This window comes from Gemmatimonadota bacterium, assembly GCA_041390125.1.
Taxonomy (GTDB): Bacteria; Gemmatimonadota; Gemmatimonadetes; order Longimicrobiales; family Gaopeijiaceae; genus JAGQIF01.
Window position 1 is genome coordinate 95,180 of sequence record JAWKQN010000007.1, and the last position, 19,181, is coordinate 114,360.

The 19,181-nt window shown below is 71.2% G+C and carries 18 protein-coding genes; 8 read left to right on the forward strand and 10 right to left on the reverse strand.

The features are described 5' to 3' along the window. Nucleotides 1-2: 2 nt before the first annotated feature. The 4 genes from R3E98_08405 to R3E98_08420 form a co-directional block, all read right to left on the reverse strand. Complete coding sequence (locus tag R3E98_08405; protein MEZ4423415.1) at nucleotides 3-398, reverse strand: SET domain-containing protein-lysine N-methyltransferase; 396 nt, start codon at nucleotides 396-398, stop codon at nucleotides 3-5. A 208-nt stretch (nucleotides 399-606) separates the two neighbouring features. After that, complete coding sequence (locus tag R3E98_08410; GenBank protein ID MEZ4423416.1) at nucleotides 607-1,923, reverse strand: amidohydrolase family protein; 1,317 nt, start codon at nucleotides 1,921-1,923, stop codon at nucleotides 607-609. Beyond that, nucleotides 1,920-3,371, reverse strand: coding sequence for a peptidase dimerization domain-containing protein (locus tag R3E98_08415; GenBank protein MEZ4423417.1), 1,452 nt, complete (start codon nucleotides 3,369-3,371; stop codon nucleotides 1,920-1,922). Before R3E98_08415 ends, R3E98_08410 begins: the two co-directional genes overlap by 4 nt. Nucleotides 3,372-3,475: 104 nt before the next feature. Further along, nucleotides 3,476-4,549 (reverse strand): 3-deoxy-7-phosphoheptulonate synthase, encoded by a 1,074-nt coding sequence (locus tag R3E98_08420; protein MEZ4423418.1) that lies wholly within the window; start codon nucleotides 4,547-4,549, stop codon nucleotides 3,476-3,478. On the opposite strand from R3E98_08420, the gene R3E98_08425 reads away from it, so the two are divergent. The 3 genes from R3E98_08425 (at nucleotide 4,543) to R3E98_08435 (ending at nucleotide 8,036) form a co-directional block, all read left to right on the forward strand. After that, nucleotides 4,543-5,739 (forward strand): prephenate dehydrogenase/arogenate dehydrogenase family protein, encoded by a 1,197-nt coding sequence (locus tag R3E98_08425; GenBank protein ID MEZ4423419.1) that lies wholly within the window; start codon nucleotides 4,543-4,545, stop codon nucleotides 5,737-5,739. The two genes, R3E98_08420 and R3E98_08425, sit on opposite strands and share 7 nt — an antisense overlap. Before the next feature lie 237 nt (nucleotides 5,740-5,976). Then, entirely contained in the window at nucleotides 5,977-6,384 is a 408-nt protein-coding gene (locus tag R3E98_08430) for a BlaI/MecI/CopY family transcriptional regulator (GenBank protein MEZ4423420.1), read from the forward strand. Beyond that, complete coding sequence (locus R3E98_08435; protein MEZ4423421.1) at nucleotides 6,381-8,036, forward strand: M56 family metallopeptidase; 1,656 nt, start codon at nucleotides 6,381-6,383, stop codon at nucleotides 8,034-8,036. Before R3E98_08430 ends, R3E98_08435 begins: the two co-directional genes overlap by 4 nt. A 57-nt stretch (nucleotides 8,037-8,093) precedes the next feature. On the opposite strand, the gene R3E98_08440 is transcribed toward R3E98_08435, so the two are convergent. The 3 genes from R3E98_08440 to R3E98_08450 all read right to left on the reverse strand — a co-directional run bounded on the left by R3E98_08440 (nucleotide 8,094) and on the right by R3E98_08450 (nucleotide 10,196). Then, nucleotides 8,094-8,477 carry a VOC family protein gene (locus R3E98_08440; GenBank protein ID MEZ4423422.1) on the reverse strand — a complete coding sequence of 128 codons (384 nt, stop codon included), beginning with the start codon at nucleotides 8,475-8,477 and terminating at the stop codon, nucleotides 8,094-8,096. Nucleotides 8,478-8,590: 113 nt separating this feature from the next. Continuing rightward, on the reverse strand, nucleotides 8,591-8,812 hold the full coding sequence (locus tag R3E98_08445; GenBank protein ID MEZ4423423.1) for a hypothetical protein: 222 nt from the start codon (nucleotides 8,810-8,812) through the stop codon (nucleotides 8,591-8,593). Between the two features lie 340 nt (nucleotides 8,813-9,152). Continuing rightward, on the reverse strand, nucleotides 9,153-10,196 hold the full coding sequence (locus tag R3E98_08450; GenBank protein ID MEZ4423424.1) for a polysaccharide deacetylase: 1,044 nt from the start codon (nucleotides 10,194-10,196) through the stop codon (nucleotides 9,153-9,155). 151 nt (nucleotides 10,197-10,347) lie between these two features. On the opposite strand from R3E98_08450, the gene R3E98_08455 reads away from it, so the two are divergent. From R3E98_08455 to R3E98_08475, 5 genes are all read left to right on the forward strand, one after another. After that, the gene (locus R3E98_08455) at nucleotides 10,348-11,025 is read left to right on the forward strand and encodes a YceI family protein (protein ID MEZ4423425.1); all 678 of its coding nucleotides are present in this window, start codon (nucleotides 10,348-10,350) and stop codon (nucleotides 11,023-11,025) included. Continuing rightward, the gene (locus tag R3E98_08460; GenBank protein MEZ4423426.1) at nucleotides 11,022-11,924 is read left to right on the forward strand and encodes a hypothetical protein; all 903 of its coding nucleotides are present in this window, start codon (nucleotides 11,022-11,024) and stop codon (nucleotides 11,922-11,924) included. The genes R3E98_08455 and R3E98_08460 overlap by 4 nt, the downstream gene beginning before the upstream one ends. A 157-nt stretch (nucleotides 11,925-12,081) precedes the next feature. Beyond that, nucleotides 12,082-12,540: a hypothetical protein gene (locus tag R3E98_08465; protein MEZ4423427.1), complete on the forward strand. Its 459-nt coding sequence runs from the start codon at nucleotides 12,082-12,084 to the stop codon at nucleotides 12,538-12,540. Nucleotides 12,541-12,818: 278 nt separating this feature from the next. Beyond that, on the forward strand, nucleotides 12,819-13,619 hold the full coding sequence (locus tag R3E98_08470; GenBank protein ID MEZ4423428.1) for a SprT family zinc-dependent metalloprotease: 801 nt from the start codon (nucleotides 12,819-12,821) through the stop codon (nucleotides 13,617-13,619). A 9-nt stretch (nucleotides 13,620-13,628) separates the two neighbouring features. After that, nucleotides 13,629-15,044, forward strand: a complete 1,416-nt coding sequence (locus tag R3E98_08475; protein ID MEZ4423429.1) for a Gfo/Idh/MocA family oxidoreductase — start codon at nucleotides 13,629-13,631, stop codon at nucleotides 15,042-15,044. 24 nt (nucleotides 15,045-15,068) lie between these two features. On the opposite strand, the gene R3E98_08480 is transcribed toward R3E98_08475, so the two are convergent. Genes R3E98_08480 through R3E98_08490 form a run of 3 tightly spaced genes read right to left on the reverse strand, consistent with a single transcriptional unit; the run spans nucleotide 15,069 to nucleotide 19,119 of the window. Next, nucleotides 15,069-15,974: a DUF4340 domain-containing protein gene (locus tag R3E98_08480; GenBank protein MEZ4423430.1), complete on the reverse strand. Its 906-nt coding sequence runs from the start codon at nucleotides 15,972-15,974 to the stop codon at nucleotides 15,069-15,071. Beyond that, entirely contained in the window at nucleotides 15,971-18,190 is a 2,220-nt protein-coding gene (locus R3E98_08485; protein ID MEZ4423431.1) for a Gldg family protein, read from the reverse strand. Before R3E98_08485 ends, R3E98_08480 begins: the two co-directional genes overlap by 4 nt. Continuing rightward, nucleotides 18,190-19,119: an ATP-binding cassette domain-containing protein gene (locus R3E98_08490; protein ID MEZ4423432.1), complete on the reverse strand. Its 930-nt coding sequence runs from the start codon at nucleotides 19,117-19,119 to the stop codon at nucleotides 18,190-18,192. The genes R3E98_08485 and R3E98_08490 overlap by 1 nt, the downstream gene beginning before the upstream one ends. Nucleotides 19,120-19,181 lie beyond the last annotated feature (62 nt).

Below are 19,181 nucleotides of genomic sequence, written 5' to 3' on the forward strand. Positions count from 1 at the left end.
AACTAGCTGGCTCGCTGCGCGCGCCACTCCTCGAGGCCGTCCAGCCGGCTGCGCAGGTCGAAGCTGCGGTAGTCGCAGGTCAGCTCCTCGCCCGCCGTGATGTCGCGGTTGGCCCAGGTGCCGTCCTCGCGGTCGTCGCAGTTCGGCTCGAAGGAGTGGTTCATGTAGCGTCCCGCGTCGCCGCACAGGACGTACATGCCGTCATCCGTCTGGTAGACCAGGTCGGACAGCCAGCCGCGGAAGGGCTCGGGGAACGCCTCGAGCTGGTCGGCCGTCATCTCCCAGTCGATGCCGGAGGTGAACTCCCACACCCGCGTTCCGGCAGGGACGTCGGCGGCGGCGAAGACCCCGGTGCCGTGGATGGGGCTGCGACGAAGAACGGTCGGAATCAGGAACATGCGCGGACCTCGGACCCGCACGGTGACCGCCGCGGACGGCTCGGGGCGAGCCGCGAGAAGCGACGGCGACGGATAGAGTAGCGCAAGCCGCGCGGGCTTCAAGGGGGGAGGGAGGACCTCCCCGTCGTTGGCCGCCTCGCCTACCGCTCCGTGCGGATCATCCGGACGCCTCGCCTACCGCTCCGTGCGGATCATCCAGACGCCTCGCCTACCGCTCCGCGCGGATCATCCGGCCGCCGATCATCACCCACTCCACGCGGCCGAGCGCGTCGATGTCCTCGCTGGGATCGCCCCGCGTGACGATGAGGTCGGCGACCATCCCGGGGGCGATGGCCCCGATCCGGTCGGACATCCCGAGCGACTCGGCCGCCAGCGAGGTGGCGGATACGATGGCGTCCATGGGTGCCTGCCCGCCCTGGTGGACGCGGTACGCCAGCTCCTCCCAGTTGCGGCCGTGCGCGCCCGCGACCGCGTCCGTGCCGAACACCATCCGCAGCCCCGGCACGGTCAGCCCCTCGCGGAAGACGGCCAGGGCGCGCGGCAGGGCCTCCTCCATCTGCCGGAACCCCTCCTCGGTGTAGTTGCCGATGCCGAGGAAGCGCTCCTTGTTCTCCAGGTAGTTGCGGAAGACCAGGTCGATGTTGGGGTCGAAGAAGGTGCCGTGCTCGGCCATCACCTCCAGCGAGGCGCGATCCAGCAGCGCGCCGTGCTCCACGGTGGTGCAACCGGCGCGCGCCGCCCGCTGCGCGCTCTCGGGCCCGTGGGCATGCACCACCGAGCGGAGTCCCCGTTCCGTGGCGGCGCCGCACGCGGCGTCCAGCTGCTCCTGTGACAGCGTGGGCGCGCCTCCGTCGCGGATGCTGGCGGACGCGAACACCTTGATCACGTCGGCGCCGCGCGCCGCCATCGAGTCCACGAACGCGCGGATCTCGTCGGGTCCGCCGGTGCGCTCGGTGACCGGGCTGATGGAGGTGAGCAGGCGCGGACCCGGGATGACGCCCCGGGCGAGCGCGTCGCGCAGCGCCAGGTCCTCGGGCGCGCCGAGGCTCTGCGCGGTGGTCACCCCGCCCATCAAGGTGGTCCAGGCGTTCTCGGCCATGTAGAAGCCGCGCTCCGCCTCGGTCTCGGGGACCTGGGCGCTCTGCGAGCGGCCACTGCGGTCGAAGTGCCACCCGATGTGCACGTGCGTGTCGATGAGACCGGGCATGACCGTCAGGCGGCCGATGTTGTGCACCAGGCCGGCCGCGCTCTGCCCGGGCGGCGTGATGTCCACGATCACGCCGTCGCGGATCACGATGTCGCGGTTCTCCAGCACGCCGCCGCGGCCGTCCAGGATGCGCTGCGCCCGGATGGCTGTCAGCGTGGAGTCCGCGTCCGGACCGGTGCGCATGGTATCGGCGGGCTGCTCGCGCTCGGGGGGTGCGCACGCCGCCACCCAGGCCAGCAGGAGCAGCGCGCTCCCGCGGTGGCGTCTCCGCGCACGCGTCCCGCGGGGGTGCGTCGGCCGTCCACCGCGCCGGCTCATCGGCTTCCTCCACCGGAGCCGATCTCCGGTGCGTAGACCTCACGCAGACGCTGGTGGTATTCCCCGAGCAGGCCCTGCAGCGTGCCATGCTCCTCCGCCACCACGGCCCGGAAGTCGGCGTCGCTCAGGAAGTCGTAGAGGATGGCCGCCATGATCTGGGCGTCGAGCCGGAAGCCGCGGTGTCCGACGTCGGTGAAGGCATCGGCTTCCATCTCCTTGGTGTGGTAGGTGCCGCGCGAGCTGAACACGCTCACACCGATGCCGGGGATCTCGCGCGTGACGTAGCCGGTCTCCTCGTACCCCGCCGGCCGCTGCCGCTCCTCGACGAGCTCGGGGGCGCCGAGCGCGCGGGCGTAGGCGAAATACAGCTCTTCCAGGGATCCCACGCTGATGCCATCCCGATACTCGCCGTAGCGGTCGATGCTGACTTCCGTTCCCGTTGCCAGCGCGGCACCGCGAGCCGCGTCGTCCATCATGTCCGTGATGTGCGCCAGGTAGACCTCGTCCGGATAGCGGATGTAGTAGTCCACCACGGCGCGGGCCGGTACCACGTTGGGAGCGACACCCCCCTCGGGGATCACGCCCTGGATGGACGCCTCGGGCCGGAAGGTGGAGCGCAGGCCGTTGACGGACGAGTAGAAGCGCACGGCGGCCTCGAGCGCGTTGCGCCCGTTCCACGACGTGAGCTGGTGCGCCGGCCGACCCGTGAAGGTGTACTTCACCTCGTTGATGTTGAGACAGCACACGCCGAAGCCGGCCCGGGCCCGTGCGGTCTGCGTGGAGGAGTGGCTGCGCACGAGGATATCGGTCCCGGCGAACACGCCGGCCTCGTACATGATCGTCTTCGCGGGAGGACCCACCTCCTCCGCCGGCGTGCCGAAGACCTTGAGGGTGCCGGGGACGCGGCGCTCGGACATGTAGTCCTGGAGGGCGAACGCCGCTGCCAGTGCCACGGGCGTCTGCGCATTGTGCTGGTCGCCGTGGAAGGCGCCGTCGATGTCGCGCAGGGCGTCGTACTCGCCGATGAGCCCCAACGTGGGGCCGGCGGTGCCACCCGGGGAGGTCCACGTCGCCGCGAACGCGGTCTCGAGGTCCGCCACGCCCACCTCCACCTGGAATCCGCGTGCGCGCAACACGGAGACCAGGGTGTCCACCGCGGCGTGCTCCTCCCACCCGACCTCCGGCGTGCGGCCGATGTGATCGGACAGCGCCTGCATCTCCTCGTCCCACCAGGTCCCGACGCCTTCGAGCAGCGCGTCGCGTACGCGATCGTCGCGCTCCACCATCCGTGTGGCGCGCCGCTCAGGGTCCAGGCGCGCCTGCAGCGCATCGATGCGTTGGAGCACACCCGCCGCGGCCTGCATCTCGGTGGGCGTGGTCTGGGCGTGGACGCTGGACGCTCCGACCAGGAGCAGCAGCGCGGGGAGGGACACAGTGCGAGGCGACATCGATGGAAGCTCCCGTGGGTCCGGCCGCAGCCGGCAATCCGACATGGGCTCATGATACGCCTGCCCCCGGAGGGGCGCACCCGGCGCTGCGCCCGGACGGGAACTCAGCGACCCGTCCCACCTCCGTCGGGATCGCCCCGCAGACGCCGCGCACACGCCTCCAGCATCGCCTCCGTCTCCTCCCACCCCAGACAGGGGTCGGTGAGGGAACGCCCGCGAGCCCGGACCGACGGGTCCGGCCCGAGGTCCTGACGCCCTTCCTCCAGGTAGCTCTCGACCATCCACCCCAGGATCGCGTCCTCCCCACCGGCGCGCCGCTCCGCCAGCTCGCGCGCGATGACGGCCTGGCGGCGCGGGTCCTTGCGCGAGTTGCCGTGGGCGCAGTCGACGAGGATGCGGTCGGGGAGGCCGCGCGCGCGCACCTGTGCCCGCGCGTCCGTCAACGAATCCGTGTCGTAGTTGGGCGCGGATCCTCCCCGCAGGATGAGGTGGCGGTCGGGGTTGCCGGTCGTCTCGATCACCGCCACCCGACCGTCGTGATCCACCCCGAGGAAGTGGTGCGGGTGGGAGGCGGCCACCATGGCGTCCAGCGCGATCTGGAGGCTCCCGTCCGTCCCGTTCTTGAAGCCCACCGGCATGGACAGACCGGACGCGAGCTGGCGGTGGGTGGGCGACTCCGTCGTGCGGGCACCGATCGCGGCCCACGACACCAGCTCCGCGATGTACTGCGGGATGACCGGCTCCAGGAACTCGGTGGCGGTGGGCAGCCCGAGCGCGGCCACGTCGAGCAACAGGCGGCGCGCGATGCGGAGGCCGGCGGCCATGTCGCCGCTGTCGTCCAGGTAGGGGTCGTTGATGAGGCCTTTCCAGCCGATCGTCGTGCGCGGCTTCTCGAAGTAGACCCGCATCACCACGTAGAGGACGTCCGAGAGCCGCTCGGCCACCGGGCGGAGACGCCGGGCGTAGTCGAGCGCGCTGTCGGGGTCGTCCACCGAGCACGGCCCCACGACGACCAGGGCGCGCGGATCGGCACCGGCGAGGAGCGCCCGCAGGGTCCGGCGGCTGGCGGCCATGTGGGCCGCGACGGGCTCGGGGATGGGCAACTCGGCGGCGAGCTCGCCCGGGCTCGGCAGGGGACGGGCCCCGCGGACGTGTTCGTCCCGGATCTTGAATGCCATGCCTCAAGCTCGCGGGATCGGCGCAGGCGGTCGAGGCGCCCGGTGGTGGGGTTCTCTCCCACGGGCAGCCGCGCCAGATTGCCCCGGACATGCGCGAAGCCCTCACACTCGTCGGGTACGGCCGCTTCGGCCGGGCCCTCGCCGACCTGCTGGACGCGGCGGGTCACGACGTCGTCGCGGTCGATCCCTCCGTGCCTGTCCCCGACCGGCATGCGCCCACATCCGACCGGCCGGCGTTCCGTCCCGGTGGCGTCGTGGTGTTGAGCGTGCCCGTCGTGTCGTTCCGCGACGTCCTCTCCGCGCTGCGGCCGCGTCTGGACGGCACGGACCTGGTGGTCGACGTGAGCAGCGTGCGCACGCCGGTGGAGGAGGCCATGGACGCGCTGCTCGGTGACGATGTGCCGTGGGTGGGGACCCACCCCCTCTTCGGCCCGTCGTCCATCGCGCTCGGCGAGCGCCCGCTCCAGGTGGTGATCTCCCCCAATGCCCGGCACCCGGCGGCGGCGGCGCGCGCGGCGGCGCTCTTCCGCTCGCTCGGGTGCGAGGTGATCGAGGAAGCGGCCGAGGCCCACGACCGCAGCATGGCCTGGACGCATGCGCTCGCGTTCTTCCTCGCCAAAGGGATGCTGGACGTACAAGCGGCGGAGCGCGCGCGCTTCGTCCCCCCGTCCTTCCGCGCCATGCTCCGCACCATCGACGCCGTGCGTTCGGACGCGGGACATCTGTTCTACGCGATCGAGCGGCTGAACCCGTTCGCGGAAGGCGCGCGCGCGGAGCTGCTGGACGCGCTCGCCCGGCTGCACGACGAGCTGGCCGCCACCGATCCCGCCACCTACCGCAACGAAGGCGGCTTCGACATCCCCGATCTGGGGTCGTCTGCGCCGGAGCTGCGGGCCACGCGCGACCTGATCGACGAGATCGATCGCGAGCTGTTGCGTGGGCTGGCCCGGCGCACGGAGCTGGCGCGTCGGGCCGGGCGGATCAAGGGCGAGCGCAGCCTTCCCGTGCGGGACGGGACCCGCGAGCGCGCGCTGCTGGAGGAGCGCCGGCGCTGGGCCGAAGAGGAGGCGCTCGACCCGCAGGCGGTGGCGCGGATCTTCGAGGCGGTCCTGGCGCTGTCCCGGGGCGTCCAGGTGCCCGGGTCCGACCGTCCGTCCCCGCCCTCCGGCTCGGCCGCGCCGTCGGAGTAGCGTCGGGGCCCCATCGTCCGGAGCGCACGGTCCAGGCCCGCTGCGCGTCTGGCCGACCCCCCCCACAGGTCCGCCCCGACGCGGGCGCGACGGCCCGGACTCCCCTGTCTACGCCCGGACTCCCCTGTCTACGAAGGATGGGGTAGACAACCGGATGCAGGCGTCGTATCATCTACGAAGATCCGGGTAAGCAAGGCTCCGCCGGGCGCGGAGCCGGACCGCAGCGGGGAGGCAGAGGTGGCCAAGCGACGTCCCATCGTGTTCACCGACCGCGAGCTCGACGTCATGAGCGTGCTCTGGCGCCTGGGCTCGGGCACGGTGGCCGAGGTGCGCGAGGAGCTGGGTGACGTCGGGTACACGACCGTGCTCAAGATCCTCCAGATCCTGGAGGACAAGGGGCACGTCGCCCACGACGCCGAGGGCCGGGCCTATCGGTACCGGCCCCTGGTGGCGCCCGAGGATGCAGGCGAGCGCGCGCTCAGCCGGATCCTGAACAAGGTCTTCCACGGATCGCTGGATCTCATGGTGGCGCGACTGGTCTCCGACCGCAGCCTGACCGCGGACGAGATCGCGCGCCTGAAGGAGATCATCGACGAGCTCGAGCCCGGCGACGCGCCGGCGGAGGGGGAGGGAAGGGGACGATGACCACGATGTTCATGATCGGATCGGCGGCGGTGGGTGCCGTCGTGGCCCTCCTCGCCTGGCTCACCGAGCGGGCGTTGCGGACGGAGGGCAAGCCTGTACGGTGGGTATGGGTCGCGGCGTTGCTGCTGACGGTGGCCGTGCCGTTCCTGCCGCGCCTGCCGTTGCCGGCGCTTCCCGGCACGGATGCGCAGCCGGCGCCCACACTGGTGGAGACGGGTGCCGACCGCCTGGGCGATCTGGCCGCGTTGCTGCCCGCGACCTCTGCGGGAGCCGTTGCCGACGGCGTGTTGAGCGCCGTCTGGCTGCTGCTGACCCTGCTCGCCGCCGGTGTCACGATCGTCGCCACCGTGCGTCTGGTCGCCGCCCGCCGCCGCTGGCCCGAAGCCGAGGTGCTGGACACGCGTGTGCGTCTTTCCCGCCGCTTCGGACCCGCTGTGGTGGGGCTGTTCCGTCCCACCATCGTGCTCCCGCGACGCGCCCTGGACCTGCACGCGGACGAGATGGCGCTGGTGCTCGAGCACGAGCGGGAGCATCTGCGTGCCCGTGATCCCTGGTTGCTCGCGTTCGCGACGCTTCTGGTGGTCGCCCTGCCCTGGAATCTCCCCCTCGTGTGGCAGGCGCTGCGCCTGCGTCGAGCGGTGGAGCTGGACTGCGACGCCCGCGTGCTGGCCCGCGGGGCGGGCCGCAGGACCTATGCGTCGCTGCTGGTTCGCCTCGCGTCCGATGCGCCGCCCTTCCCGTTCGCCGCGGCTGCGCTGGCGGAGCGCCGCTCCTTCCTGCGCGACCGGATCGAGGGCATGCGTGAGCGGGTCCAGCCCATGGCGGGCTACACGCGCGTCGCGCTGGTCGTCGCCATCGCGGCGGGGCTGGTGGGCATCTTCGCCTTCGCGCCGCGCTTCGTGACCATCCAGTTCGGGCCGCGGCACGATCGTGTGCACGAGCTGCGCTTCAAGGAGGTGCCGACGCGCATCGAGATCGGAACCACGCTGGACGATCCGATCCTCCACTTCGACGAGCGGCGCCTGCGTGAGGAGGTGGAGCGCGCTCGCCGGGAGGCGGAACGGGCGCGTGGGCGCATCGAGCGTGTGCGGAGGGTCGAGCTGCGCGAGGCGCAAGCGCAGATGGAAGGCCTTCGGCGGGAGATGGTGGAGGCCCGCAGGTCGATGCGCGCGCAGGTGGAGCCGCTGGGGGAAATCTCCGAGGCCGCAGCGACCGACGGAAAGCGGCTCCGGGACGAACTGGCCGTCGTGGCGCAACAGGCGCGCACCAGGCGCGAGCGGGCCGAGCGCGAGTTGGTCGCGGCTCGTCAGCTCCAGGCGGAGATCGAGGAACGCCTCGAGAAGGCCGAGAAGGCGCTCGCGGACGGGGACGCGCAGGGTGGGGGCAGCGGGGAGAGCGCGGCCAAGGGGTGGTTCCTTTCGTGGAGCCCGGACTCCCCACGGAGCCCGGACCCGCGAGCCATCGACGTGCAATCGGCAGACGCTCCGCTGATCGTCGTCGACGGAGAACGGCTCGCATCGCCGGACGCGATCAAGGAGATCGCGCCCGAGCGCGTCGACCGCATCGAGATCATCAAGGGCGAGGCGGCCGCCAGGATCTGGGGAGAAGAGGCGGCCAACGGTGTCGTCCAGATCTTCCTGAAGCCGAGCTGACCCGGGTACGGCCGGGCCCATCTCAGGGGCCCGGCCACCCGATCGGCCTTCCCGCGCTCAGCCCTCGTCCGGGACGCGCGGCTCCCAGAGCTCGACCTTGTTGCCTTCCGGGTCCAGGAACCACCCGAACCGGCCGTACGGCCAGTCCTCGGGATCGCCCACCACGGTGCCTCCTCCTTCCACCACCTGGGCAAGCGCACCCCGCAGGTCGTCCACCATCAGGTTCACCATGAAGGGACTTCGTGACGGCGTGAAGTACGCCGGGTCACGCGGGAACAGGCTGAACACCGCGTAGCCGCCGGCCGGCACGGCACTGGCTTCGAAACGGGCTCCGCCCTCCGGCTGCACGTCGAAGCGCAGCCAGCGCGCATACCACGCCGCCAGCGCCGCCGGATCGTCCGCCGTGAGGAACGCACCTCCCAACCCCACCACCCTGGCCATCCCGGTCCTCCGGTCCGTGCGCGCGCCACGACCCTCCGCCGCAGCGTCTGCGCGTGGAGGTCCAGGCTAGCCCGGTGCGACGCCCCTGTCGATGGCCGCGACCCGCGGCCGGGTCACCGGCGCGGCGGCGTGCCGCTGCGGTCGCGGCCGTAGTGGAGGATGAGCCCGGCCGACACCAGGATGAGGACGATCACCACGAGGGAGAGCGGGTCGGTCGGAAGCGACGACAACACGGAAGACGAGGGAGGAGGGGGCGAGGAGGCAGGCGACGGAGTGACCTGCAGGAACGCGAGCAAGGACAGCATGGAGTCTCCCGACGCGCGCGCGTCGAGCAAGGAGTGTCCGCCGGAACGGGCGGAGCGGCGGCAGGCCGGGATGGCCGGCCGCGACCCCGGGGGTCCACACGCGCGGAGCGGGTGCCGGAGTGGACGGTGGCGCGGGGTGGTGGGGGAGCGAGCGAACCGCGTGACGTCCCGGCGCCCGTCGGGCGCGAGGTCCACGAAGAAAGGGCCCGGCCACGCGTGGGGCCGAACCCGTCGAGAGCGTCATGGAGCGGTCGTGGTGCCAGGAGGCGACCGCCCGACCGTCCGGCCGGGCGGCGCTCCGTCTTGTCGGACTGCTACACCGCGCGGATGGGGGAAGAGCCGCAGGCGTGGCGGGCGTGTGCCGCGCCGGTCAGGGCGCGGGTGCCGCGACCCCCACGGGCGCCATCCCGGCCTGCTCCATGGACCACTCGACCGCTTCGCGGTGCGTGCCCCACCAGACGCCCGGCTTGGAGCGGATGTGGTCGATCAGGCCTTCGAGCGCCACGATGCGCGAGCGGTGTCCGCTGATGTGCGGATGCATGGTCAGGGTGAAGGTCGTGCCCTCCTCCCACGCCTTGTCGAACTCGTCGATCCAGATCTGCATCACGTCGCGCGGCGGTGCGAACGAGTTGCCGCGTGGGTTGAAGAGCGGCGCGTCGTCCAGGATCCACTCCACCGGAAGCTCCACCAGGCCCGTCGGCTCGCCGTCCTGCACGAGTTCGTAGGGCCGCTCGTCCGCCATCAGCGACGAGTCGTAGAGGAAGCCGAGCCGGCGCAGGATCGAGAGGGTGTTGGGGCTGAAGTTCCACGAGGGGGCGCGGTAGCCCACCGGCCGCTCGCCGAGCAGCTCCGTGTAGTAGTCGAGCGCCTGCTGGAGCAGGCGCTCCTCGGTATCGGCGTCCAGCGTGGTGTTCAGCTCGTGGATCCAGCCGTGGATGGCGATCTCGTGTCGCCCCGAGCGTTGGATCACGTCCTTCATCTGGGGGCTGATGCGCATGCTCCAGGCCGGGATGAAGAACGACGCCGGGATCTGGTGCCGATCGAGCAGCTCCACGATGCGCGGGAGCGCCACGCGGGCGCCGTACTCGCCCTGCGACAACGAGCCGACCGTGGGGTCGCCCGTCCGCAGTCCCTGCACCGTCTCGTTGTCTACGTCGAACGAGAGCAGCACGGCCACGCGGGCTCCGCCCGGCCAGCGCGCCGGGTTCAGGTCCCGGCCGGCCCGCACTGCCGTCACCGCATCCCAGACCTCGTCCTCCGTCCACTCGTACCCGAGCCGGGGAGCGGCCTGGGCGGAGGCTGCGGCCGCGTCGGCGGGTGGCGGGGGTGCGCAGGCACCCTGGAACAGCAGCACGACGGCTCCCAGGAGGGGACGGGTGAGCGGACGGGGTCGGGTGGGGACGGAGCGGCGCATGCGGACCTCCGGAGCGGGTGCGGGCGGAGGGGAAGATCCGGCCGGGGAGGACGCGAGGCAAATCCCCGCCCTCCTCTGCTCTCGTTGAAAGAGGGATCTTCCCGGGGCGCATATGGTTAAAGCTTGAACCTTCAGCCCGGTCGGACGTCCCATGGCCCCACTCCTCTTCGCCGCACTCCTCCTGCAGGCCGCAGCCCCGGGCTCCGGGGAGGCCACCCCCTTCGAGATCGATCGGGAGGCGTCGGTGGTGGCGGTGGTCACCCACCGGGCCGGTTTCGCCGCCCGGTTGGCGCACAACCACCTGGTCGTCGCCACCGGATACGACGCGACGCTCGACGTCGCCTCCAGCCGACCGCCCGAAGCCTCCTTCCACCTGCGGATTCCCGTGGCGGGGCTGGTGGTCGACGCTCCGGAGCACCGGGCTCGCTGGGCGCAGCGGCTGGCCGAGCTCGGCGTCGAAGACGAGCTCGGCAGCCCCGGCGAGGACGACCGCTCCGAGATTGCCGCAGCCATGCGGAGCGAAGACCAGCTGGACCAGGAGCGCTTCCCGTGGATCGAGGTGCGCCTCGTCGACGTGCGGGAGGGAGGGCGGCTGCTCGGCGGCACGGCCTTTCCATGGACCGCGGTCGTCGAGCTGACCGTGCGGGATCGCGTCGTGCGGTCGGAGCTGCCGCTCCGTTTCTCGCTGGAGGGCGACCTGCTGGACGTGGAGGCCACCGGCACGTTCACGTTCCAGGAGCTCGGCATCGAACCCTACTCCGCCGCGCTCGGCGCCGTCCGCAACGCGAACGAATTCGATCTCTACCTCAACCTGAAGGCGAGGCGATGAACCTGCGAGGGACCGTGTGGGGAGCGGGGATGCTGCTGGCCGCCGCGCTGGGAAGCGCGCCGCTGGCCGCGCAGTCATGCAACCGCGAGCTCCTGGACTTCGACTGCCCCGAGGCCTGGGGCATGAAGTACTACACCTCCGTCTCCCTGCTCACCGGCTTCGGGCCGCCGGAGCGTCGCGACGTTGGTGCGGTGGACCTCGCGCTGGAGGGCGGATGGGTGCCGCAGCTCTCCGACGACGAACGCCGCCTCGGCTTCAACGGCACGAAGCTGGAGGATACGAACAAGACGCCCGTGTTCGGTCGGGTGCGGGCCACGGTCTGGCTCGCCGGCGGAGTCTCCGTGTCCGCGGGCATCGTCCCGCCCCTGGAGGTCGGAGGCGCGCGACCGCTGCTGGTGTCCTTCGGGGCGGGACTCCCGCTGCTGGAGCGTCCGTCCGTCCGGGTCGGCGCGCGCGCGTTCGGGCAGGTCGGACGGGTGGAGGGCGACATCACCTGCGACGCGGAGACCGTGTCCTTCGGAGCGGACCCGCTGCGCAACCCGTTCGGATGCGAGGCGCCGTCGGAGGACGAGGTGACGGAGCGCTACGCGGGTGTGGAGGTCGCGGCGGCGTTCCCGCGCGGACGGGTGGAACCGTATGTCGGGGGCTCCCTCCAGTACCTCGACATGGTCTTCGCCGTGCGGGCGCGATACTCGGGTCTCGAGGATCGACGCGACCTGGCGGCGTCCGGATGGACCGGCGCCGGTACGGCGGGGGTGCGGGTCCGCGCGTCCGACGCGTGGTCGGTGTCCGGGGAGGTCTTCTACTCGCCGCTCGGGATCGTGCGTCCCAGCGCCGCGGGGCGTCGCAGCGAAGCCCTGTTCAACCTGCGTGGGATGGTGAGCTGGCGCGTCCGCTGAACGCGGGTGGCGGTCGGCGACGGGGCCGGCGCAGGAGGGATGGAAACGACGAAGGGGGCTCGACCGGCTGGTCGAGCCCCCTTTCGGCTCAGGATCCGGTCAAGAGGCAGCCGGGGGAGAAGCAGTCTTCCGAGCCGTGGTCTTACGAGCGGTCGCCTTGCGGGCGGGCGACTTCCTCTTGGTCGCCTTCCGCTTGGTGGCCTTCCGCTTCGTAGCCTTGCGCTTGGTGGCCTTCTTCTTGGTGGCCTTGCGCTTGGTGGCCTTCCGCTTCGTGGCCTTCTTCTTGGTGGCCTTCCGCTTCGTGGCCTTGCGCTTGGTGGCCTTCTTCTTGGTGGCCTTGCGCTTGGTGGCCTTCCGCTTCGTGGCCTTCTTCTTGGTGGCCTTCCGCTTCGTAGCCTTGCGCTTGGTGGCCTTCTTCTTGGTGGCCTTGCGCTTGGTGGCCTTCCGCTTCGTGGCCTTCCGCTTGGTCGCCTTCCGCTTGGTGGCGGCCTTGCGCTTGGTGGCCTTCCGCTTCGTTGCCTTGCGCTTCGTGGCCTTCTTCTTCGTGGCCTTCCGCGCAGTGGCTTTCCGGCGCGTCGATTTCTTCGCCGCGCGCTTCCGGGTTGCAGCCATCTGACCCTTCCTGTTGGGGTGCCGATCCGAGTGCGCCCACCGAGCGCACCCAATCCTGGTTAAGACGTCGGATACAATATATTGCACCGTTGCGCAAGTGCGCCACTGTATACGGTGTCCGCCGTCGACTACTCCCCGCTCCTGGTGTTCTCGAGCGTGAGCGACCACTCCAGCCAGGGTTGTGATCCCGGAACGAGGTCTGGTATGCTGTCCCTCCCGGGGTCCCACCCACCTCTGCCTTCGTGTTCGCCGGTGGCCGCCTCCCATTCAGAAGCCGAGATTTTGGCGCTGCTTCGCAAGCGCGGTGCCAGACGACTGAAGGAGATCCGCTTTCGCGCGAACAAGAGCACCATCTGGTCGCTCACGCAGGGCGGGAATGTGCTCAACCTCCATGTCGGCTACCGCAAGGCACCGCGGCACGTCCTGGAGGCGTTCGCCGTCATCGCCAGCAGCGCCCGCTCCTCCTCTGCGCACTACCGCCAGGCCACGGCGACGGTGCGCAACTGGCCCGGCCTCGAGTCCGCCATGGAGGAGATCGCTCTTCAGGCCGGCGACCGTCGGTTGCTCCGTCTGGAGCCCGGTCCCTGTGTGGCGACCGACGCCCAGCTACGCTTCCTGCGACGCCTGTACCGGCACCTGAATCGCCAGCGTTTCTCTCGACTTCTGCCGGATGACCTTCCCGTGCGCCTCAGCGCGCGGATGGTCTCGCGCCTCGGCCAGATGGTCCCTGCGCTCCGCTTCGGTCGCCGGGTGGTCGTCGAGCTGGCGCTCAACGTCGACCTCATGCTTCCGGACAACGATCGGGAGATGGTGGAGACGCTGGCGCACGAGATGGCCCACGCCGCCGACTACCTCGTCAGCGGTCGCCACGGGCACGGTCCGTCCTGGCGTCGCTGGGCACATCTGGCGGGGTGCGATCCCGTCGCATGCACCGACCGACCCATCCGCCATCGTCGCTCCCTCCGCGAGCGCGTGGACCGGGTTCCCCCGTGGCCCTTTCCGGGTCGGCGACGGAGCGGAAGGAACCAAAGTGCCGATCCGCTGCGGCCGCCCGTGCCGATGCAGCTCACCCTCTTCCAGTAGATGTCGACCATGGACGATCGCGCCCTGCCTCCGACCGAACCTCCCGTTGTCGTACGCGACGTGGCGAGGCGCGACGCACTCCGTCTCGGGCTCGCCGGTCTGGGGGCGGCGGCGTTCGTCGGCGCGTGTCAGAGCGAGGCGGCCGCCGGCACGTCATCGGCGCAGGGGCCGACGGCTCCCGCGCCGGCGGAGCCCTTCCGCGCACCCCCGCTGTCCACCGTGCGCGTCGGCTTCGTGGGCGTCGGGGGGATGGGATCGGTCCATGTGCAGAACCTGCTGGAGATCGAAGGCGTGCAGCTCACGGCGGTCTGCGACATCCGCCCCGAGCACGCGGAGCGGGCGCGGGACCAGGCGGTGGCGAAGGGACGAGCGGCCCCCACCCTCTACACGCGGGGCGAACGGGACTTCGAGCGCATGTGCGCGGAAGAGGAGCTCGACCTCGTCTACAACGCCACGCCCTGGAACTGGCATGTGCCGATCATGCTGGCGGCCATGGCCAACGGGAAGCACACGGCCACCGAGGTCCCCGCCGCGCTGACGCTGGAGGACTGCTGGGCGCTGGTCGAGAGCGCGGAGCGCCACCAGCGCCACTGCGTCATGATGGAGAACTGCAATTACGACCGCTCCGAGCTCATGGTCCTGCACATGGTGCGTCGGGGCCTGCTGGGGGAGGTCGTGCACGGGGAGGGTGGCTATCTCCACGACCTGCGGGAGATCAAGTTCGCCGACGAGGGGGAAGGGCTCTGGCGGCGCGAATGGTCGAAGACGACCAACGCCAACCTGTATCCCACCCACGGGCTGGGCCCGGTCGCCAACTGCATGGACATCAACCGCGGGGACCGCTTCCAGACCCTGGTGTCCATGAGCAGCCCATCGCGCGGGCTGCAGGACTGGGCGCGCGAGCACTATCCGGAAGGCCACCCCAAGCGCGCCGAGCGCTACGCCCTGGGGGACGTGAACGTGAGCCTCATCCAGACGGCGCGGGGCCGCACCATCTACGTCGGCCACGACACCAACCTGCCGCGACCCTACTCGCGGATCCACATGGTGCAGGGGACGCGCGGGCTCTTCCAGGGCTACCCGGACCGGGTCTACGTCGAAGGGGTGAGCGCACCCCATCGCTGGTCCTCGCCCGACGAGTTCCGGGCGGAGTACGAACACCCCCTGTGGGTCCGCGAGCTGGAGGCCCAGGCCGAGCGCCCGGGACACGGAGGCATGGACTTCCTGGAGGACCAGCGATTGATCTACTGCCTGCGCAACGGACTGCCCACCGACATGAACGTCTACGACGCGGCCGCCCTGTCCGCGGTGGTCGAGTTGTCGCAGCGGTCGGTCGCGCAGGGCGGCGCTCCGCAGGCGTTTCCCGACTTCACGCGCGGGCGTTGGCAGGAGTGGCCCGCCTGGGAGATCGTCACCGAGGTCTGAGGAGCCGGGCGTCCCTCCCGGGCCTCAGCGGGCGCGCACCGAATCGGGCGGTGGCATCATCCGGTCGCCGCGCCAGGCCGACAGCTCGTAGAGCGTCGCGTCCCGAGCGCGCCGCACCACGAACGCGTCCAGGCCCACCCAGCCTTCCAGCGCCAGCACCGTGTCGGCCCCCTCGGCCACCGCCACGAGCGTACGCCGCTCCCCCGCCGGGGCCATCTCGCCGTCCGCGAAGCCGGTGGCATCCACGTCGGCCAGCTCACCCAGCATCATGGCGACGGTGAAGGAATCGGCGGGCGCGGCACCGAGGCTCCAGCGGTTGTCTCCGCGCTGCAGCACGTAGTCCCCCGACGCGGTGGTCACCTCCAGCCGGACGACGCGTCCGGTGTCCACGCGGGCCACCCTGCGGTCGCGCCACTGATCGAGCGGCTTGACGACACTGGGACGCAGGTCGCCGATCAACGTGATCACGGCGTCCTCGCCCGGGAGCCGCGCGAAAGCCGTCCCGAACCGGGTTCCGGTCTTGCCCAGCACGATCTCCATCGGATGCCCGTCGACCGACTCGAAGCGCAGCGTCCAGGCGTCGGCGCCCGCCACGCCCAGCCGCTCGTGGTTGGCGGGGTTGTTGGCGGCCACCGCGCCCACCTCGGACGTGGCGAGCGCTCGGAAGAGACGGGAGACGGCTGCGGGATCGGTCGGATGGCCATTGGCCGTCCACCGCTCTCCCGCCCGTTCGAGCAGCACCGTGTCGGCCGGCCCTTCCATGCGCACCCGGTTCAGGGTGGCCGTGTCGAGGCCGGCCAGCACGCGCGCGAACCCGCCGCCTCCCGCGGTCGAGCCGCGACGGACGCGGGCAACGATCTCGAGCGCCGAGTAGAGGAGCAGCACCACCGCGAGCGCCGTCAGGATCCGCCTCAACGTGCGTTCGCTCATGCCACCTCCGACCAGTGACGGCGAGCGCGACCCACGCGCCCGCCCACCCGCGCCGCGCCGAACAGGACGAGCAGTCCGGGCACACCCAGCAAGCACCCCCACTTCAGGACGTCCTGCGCCCACTCCGAGGAGAAGACGAGGGGAGGGGGCACCCGGTTCTTCGAGCGGATATCGATGAGGCTCTCGTCCTGCCCCAACCAGTCCGCCGCGTTGGCCAGGAACGCCAGACCCTGGGGGTCGGCGCGCACGAACTGATCCTCGAGAAAGGAGGCGTCACCGGTCACGATCAGACGCCCGTCCGCTGAACCGGAGTCGGGCTCGACCGCCACCGCCAGGGTCACGGGCCCCAGCGCCTCGGGATCCGGCGTCAGCGGGATCTCGGGTGCCACCGAGCCACCGGCAGGCTGGACGCCGCCGGCCTCGCTCGTGGTCCATAGCGGCGTCACGCGCGTGCTGTCGAGCGTCTCGACCGGAGCGGCCCACCCGAACGTCAGCGCCGACAGGTCGCGCACGGTGGGGTGGTCCGCGGCGGGGAAGGCGATGGGCCACCAGGGATACGCACGGATCAGGCTGAACATCCCTTGCTGCCCCATCGAGATCCGTTGGGCCGAGCGCAGGTCGTACACGATGCCCTGCCCGATGCGCACCCCATGCGACTCGAGGAAGCCGTCCAGACCGGTCTGGATGGGCATGGTCGTGGGCGCCTGCGGCGAGAGCTGATGGCTCTCCAGCAACAGCAGGGCGGGGTTGCCCGCCGCGACGAACTCCTCGACCCGACGGACGGCGGCGTCGGCCAGGGGTGTCGACGGCGATGCGAGCACGAGGAGATCGATCCCCTCGATGGCGGCCACGGCGCCCGTGCTGTCGGGCTCCAGCGCGACGGGCTCGAACGCCCAACGCTCCGAGAGCACCTGACGGACGAGCTGGAACTCGAACTGGGAGCGCATGCCGGATCCGGTGGCCCACCCGATCGTCGGAGTGCCCTCGCGCGTCATGGAGCCGATGGCGGTCGCCAGGCGCAGCTCCAGGTCGTCGGTGCGGTCCACGATGGGGATGACCTCGCGCGCGTCGGCGTACTGGATGGCCAGGCCGAACCAACCCCGCCGGACCTGGAACTCGTCGTCGCGGAGCACGTTGAACTCGATGGGCGTGATCCCGAAGGACTGCGCCTCCTCGGCTGCGGCGTCGTCGCGATCCGGGTCGGCCTCTTCGACCGCGACCCGACCGTCGGATGCCGCGCGGATGTCTCCGATCAGGTCGCGCACGTCGCGCACGGTCGACTGCACCTCCAGCGGGAGCTCGCGGGAGATGAACAGCTTGATGGTCACGAGGTCGTCGAGCCCGCGTACGATCGAGCGCGTGCCCGCCGACAGGGTGTAGAGGTTGTCGCGGGTGAGGTCGAGCCGCCCGGGCACGTTGTTGCCCAGCAGCACCACGAGGACGGCCAGCACCGCGCTCGCGGCCGTGCCCAGCCGCAGCCGCCGGAACGCGGCTCGCGCGGGACTGAGCCGCTCGCGTGCGACGAAGAAGCCGGCCAGGACCAGGAAGAAGGCCGTGCCGGCCGCGAAGTACAGCACGTCGCGCAGGTCGAGCACGCCCCGAGCCACGCCCTCGAAGTGGCGCATCACCCCCAGCTCGCCGAACAGCCCCGCGATCCGGGGCGGCAGTCCCACCCGGACGACGGGCGCGCCCAGCAGCACGAGCAGCAGCGTCAGCGCCGTGGCGAGGATGAACGCGGTGATCTGGTTGCGGGTGACGGAGGAGGCCCACAGGCCCAGCGCGACCAGGAGGGCTGCGAGCAGGGCGGAGCCCGTGTACTGGGCCACCACGATGCCCGGGTCGGCGTCGGAGACCAGCAGCACGCCCAGCGCCAGGGGAAGCGTGCACGCCAGCGTGAACACCACGAACAGCCAGTTGCCGAGGAACTTCCCGGCGATGAGGGCGCGCTCGTCGAACGGCTGCACGAGCAGCCACTCGAGCGTACGCGCCTGCCGCTCCTCCGCGAAGGAGCGCATGGTGATCGCCGGGACGAAGATGGCGAACAGCCACGGCAACAGGTCGAAGAGCGGCCGCAGGGTCGCCAGCGAGTTGGCGTAGATGCTCCGGATGGCCAGGAAGAGGGCCAGCACCAGGAACGCGATCTGGAGCACGTACGCCGTGGGATGATCGAAGAAGGAGCGCAGCTCCCGGCGCGCCAGGGTCCAGACGTGTCGCATCAGACCTCCTCCCCGGAGGTCAGCCGCCGGAAGAGATCCTCCAGGTTGGCGCGCTCCTGGCGCAGCTCCCACAGCGTCCAGGCGCGATCCTTGGCCAGCTCGAAGATCCGGGGACGCAGCTCGAGGCCGCCGATGGTCTGGAGGGTCACCCGGGTGCGGCCGGGGAGGGCTTCCGCGTGGGTGGCGGCGACGCCGTCGAGTGCGGCCAGGGACGCCTCCACGTCGACCCCTTCCGCCTCCACCACCAGCGTGACTCCGCCGGAACGGGCCGCGGCGAGGTCCTGCACGGTGCCGTCGGCGATGAGCCGACCCGCGGACAGGATCAACAAACGCGAACAGGTGGCCTCCACCTCCTGCATCACGTGGGTGCTCAGCAGCACGGTGCGCTCGCGGCCGAGCGTGCTCACCAGCCTGCGGATCTCGACGCGTTGGTTCGGATCGAGTCCTTCGGTGGGCTCGTCGAGCACCAACAGCTCGGGCTTGTGCAGGATGGCTCCGGCCAGCCCCACGCGCTGTCGGTAGCCCTTGGACAGCTCCCCGATGGGCCGGAAGAAGACGGCGCCGAGGTCCGTCTCGTCCGCCGCCTCACGCACGGCGCGCCGGAGCGTCTCTCCCTCCAGCTCGCGCAAGCGACCCACGTGCTCGAGGTACTCGCAGACCAGCATGCCGTCGTACAGCGGGTTGGCCTCGGGGAGGAAGCCGATCCTGCGACGGGCTCCGATCAGGTCGTCCTGGAGGGGGCGGCCGTCGAACAGGATGCGGCCCTCGTCCGGCTCGAGGCCGCCGACGATCATCCGCATGGTGGTGGTCTTGCCGGCCCCGTTGGGGCCGAGGAATCCGACCACTTCGCCGCGGTGGATCTCGAAGCTCAACGTGTCGACCGCGGTGAGATCGCCGAAGCGCTTGGTCACTCCGTCGACCGAGAACACTCGTCACTGCCTCCTCTCACGTCTGCGCGTCCCCGCGGGCTCCGGGCAGGGCGCGGCGGAGC

Bases quoted from the DNA above. Each gene is read 5' to 3' on its own strand.
- R3E98_08460 (MEZ4423426.1), top strand. From the start codon at position 11,022: ATGAACCTGCGAGGGACCGTGTGGGGAGCGGGGATGCTGCTGGCCGCC.
- R3E98_08455 (MEZ4423425.1), top strand. From the start codon at position 10,348: ATGGCCCCACTCCTCTTCGCCGCACTCCTCCTGCAGGCCGCAGCCCCG.
- R3E98_08440 (MEZ4423422.1), bottom strand. From the start codon at position 8,477: ATGGCCAGGGTGGTGGGGTTGGGAGGTGCGTTCCTCACGGCGGACGAT.
- R3E98_08475 (MEZ4423429.1), top strand. From the start codon at position 13,629: ATGGACGATCGCGCCCTGCCTCCGACCGAACCTCCCGTTGTCGTACGC.
- R3E98_08480 (MEZ4423430.1), bottom strand. From the start codon at position 15,974: ATGAGCGAACGCACGTTGAGGCGGATCCTGACGGCGCTCGCGGTGGTG.
- R3E98_08415 (MEZ4423417.1), bottom strand. From the start codon at position 3,371: ATGTCGCCTCGCACTGTGTCCCTCCCCGCGCTGCTGCTCCTGGTCGGA.
- R3E98_08450 (MEZ4423424.1), bottom strand. From the start codon at position 10,196: ATGCGCCGCTCCGTCCCCACCCGACCCCGTCCGCTCACCCGTCCCCTC.
- R3E98_08435 (MEZ4423421.1), top strand. From the start codon at position 6,381: ATGACCACGATGTTCATGATCGGATCGGCGGCGGTGGGTGCCGTCGTG.
- R3E98_08425 (MEZ4423419.1), top strand. From the start codon at position 4,543: ATGCCATGCCTCAAGCTCGCGGGATCGGCGCAGGCGGTCGAGGCGCCC.
- R3E98_08410 (MEZ4423416.1), bottom strand. From the start codon at position 1,923: ATGAGCCGGCGCGGTGGACGGCCGACGCACCCCCGCGGGACGCGTGCG.
- R3E98_08420 (MEZ4423418.1), bottom strand. From the start codon at position 4,549: ATGGCATTCAAGATCCGGGACGAACACGTCCGCGGGGCCCGTCCCCTG.
- R3E98_08405 (MEZ4423415.1), bottom strand. From the start codon at position 398: ATGTTCCTGATTCCGACCGTTCTTCGTCGCAGCCCCATCCACGGCACC.
- R3E98_08485 (MEZ4423431.1), bottom strand. From the start codon at position 18,190: ATGCGACACGTCTGGACCCTGGCGCGCCGGGAGCTGCGCTCCTTCTTC.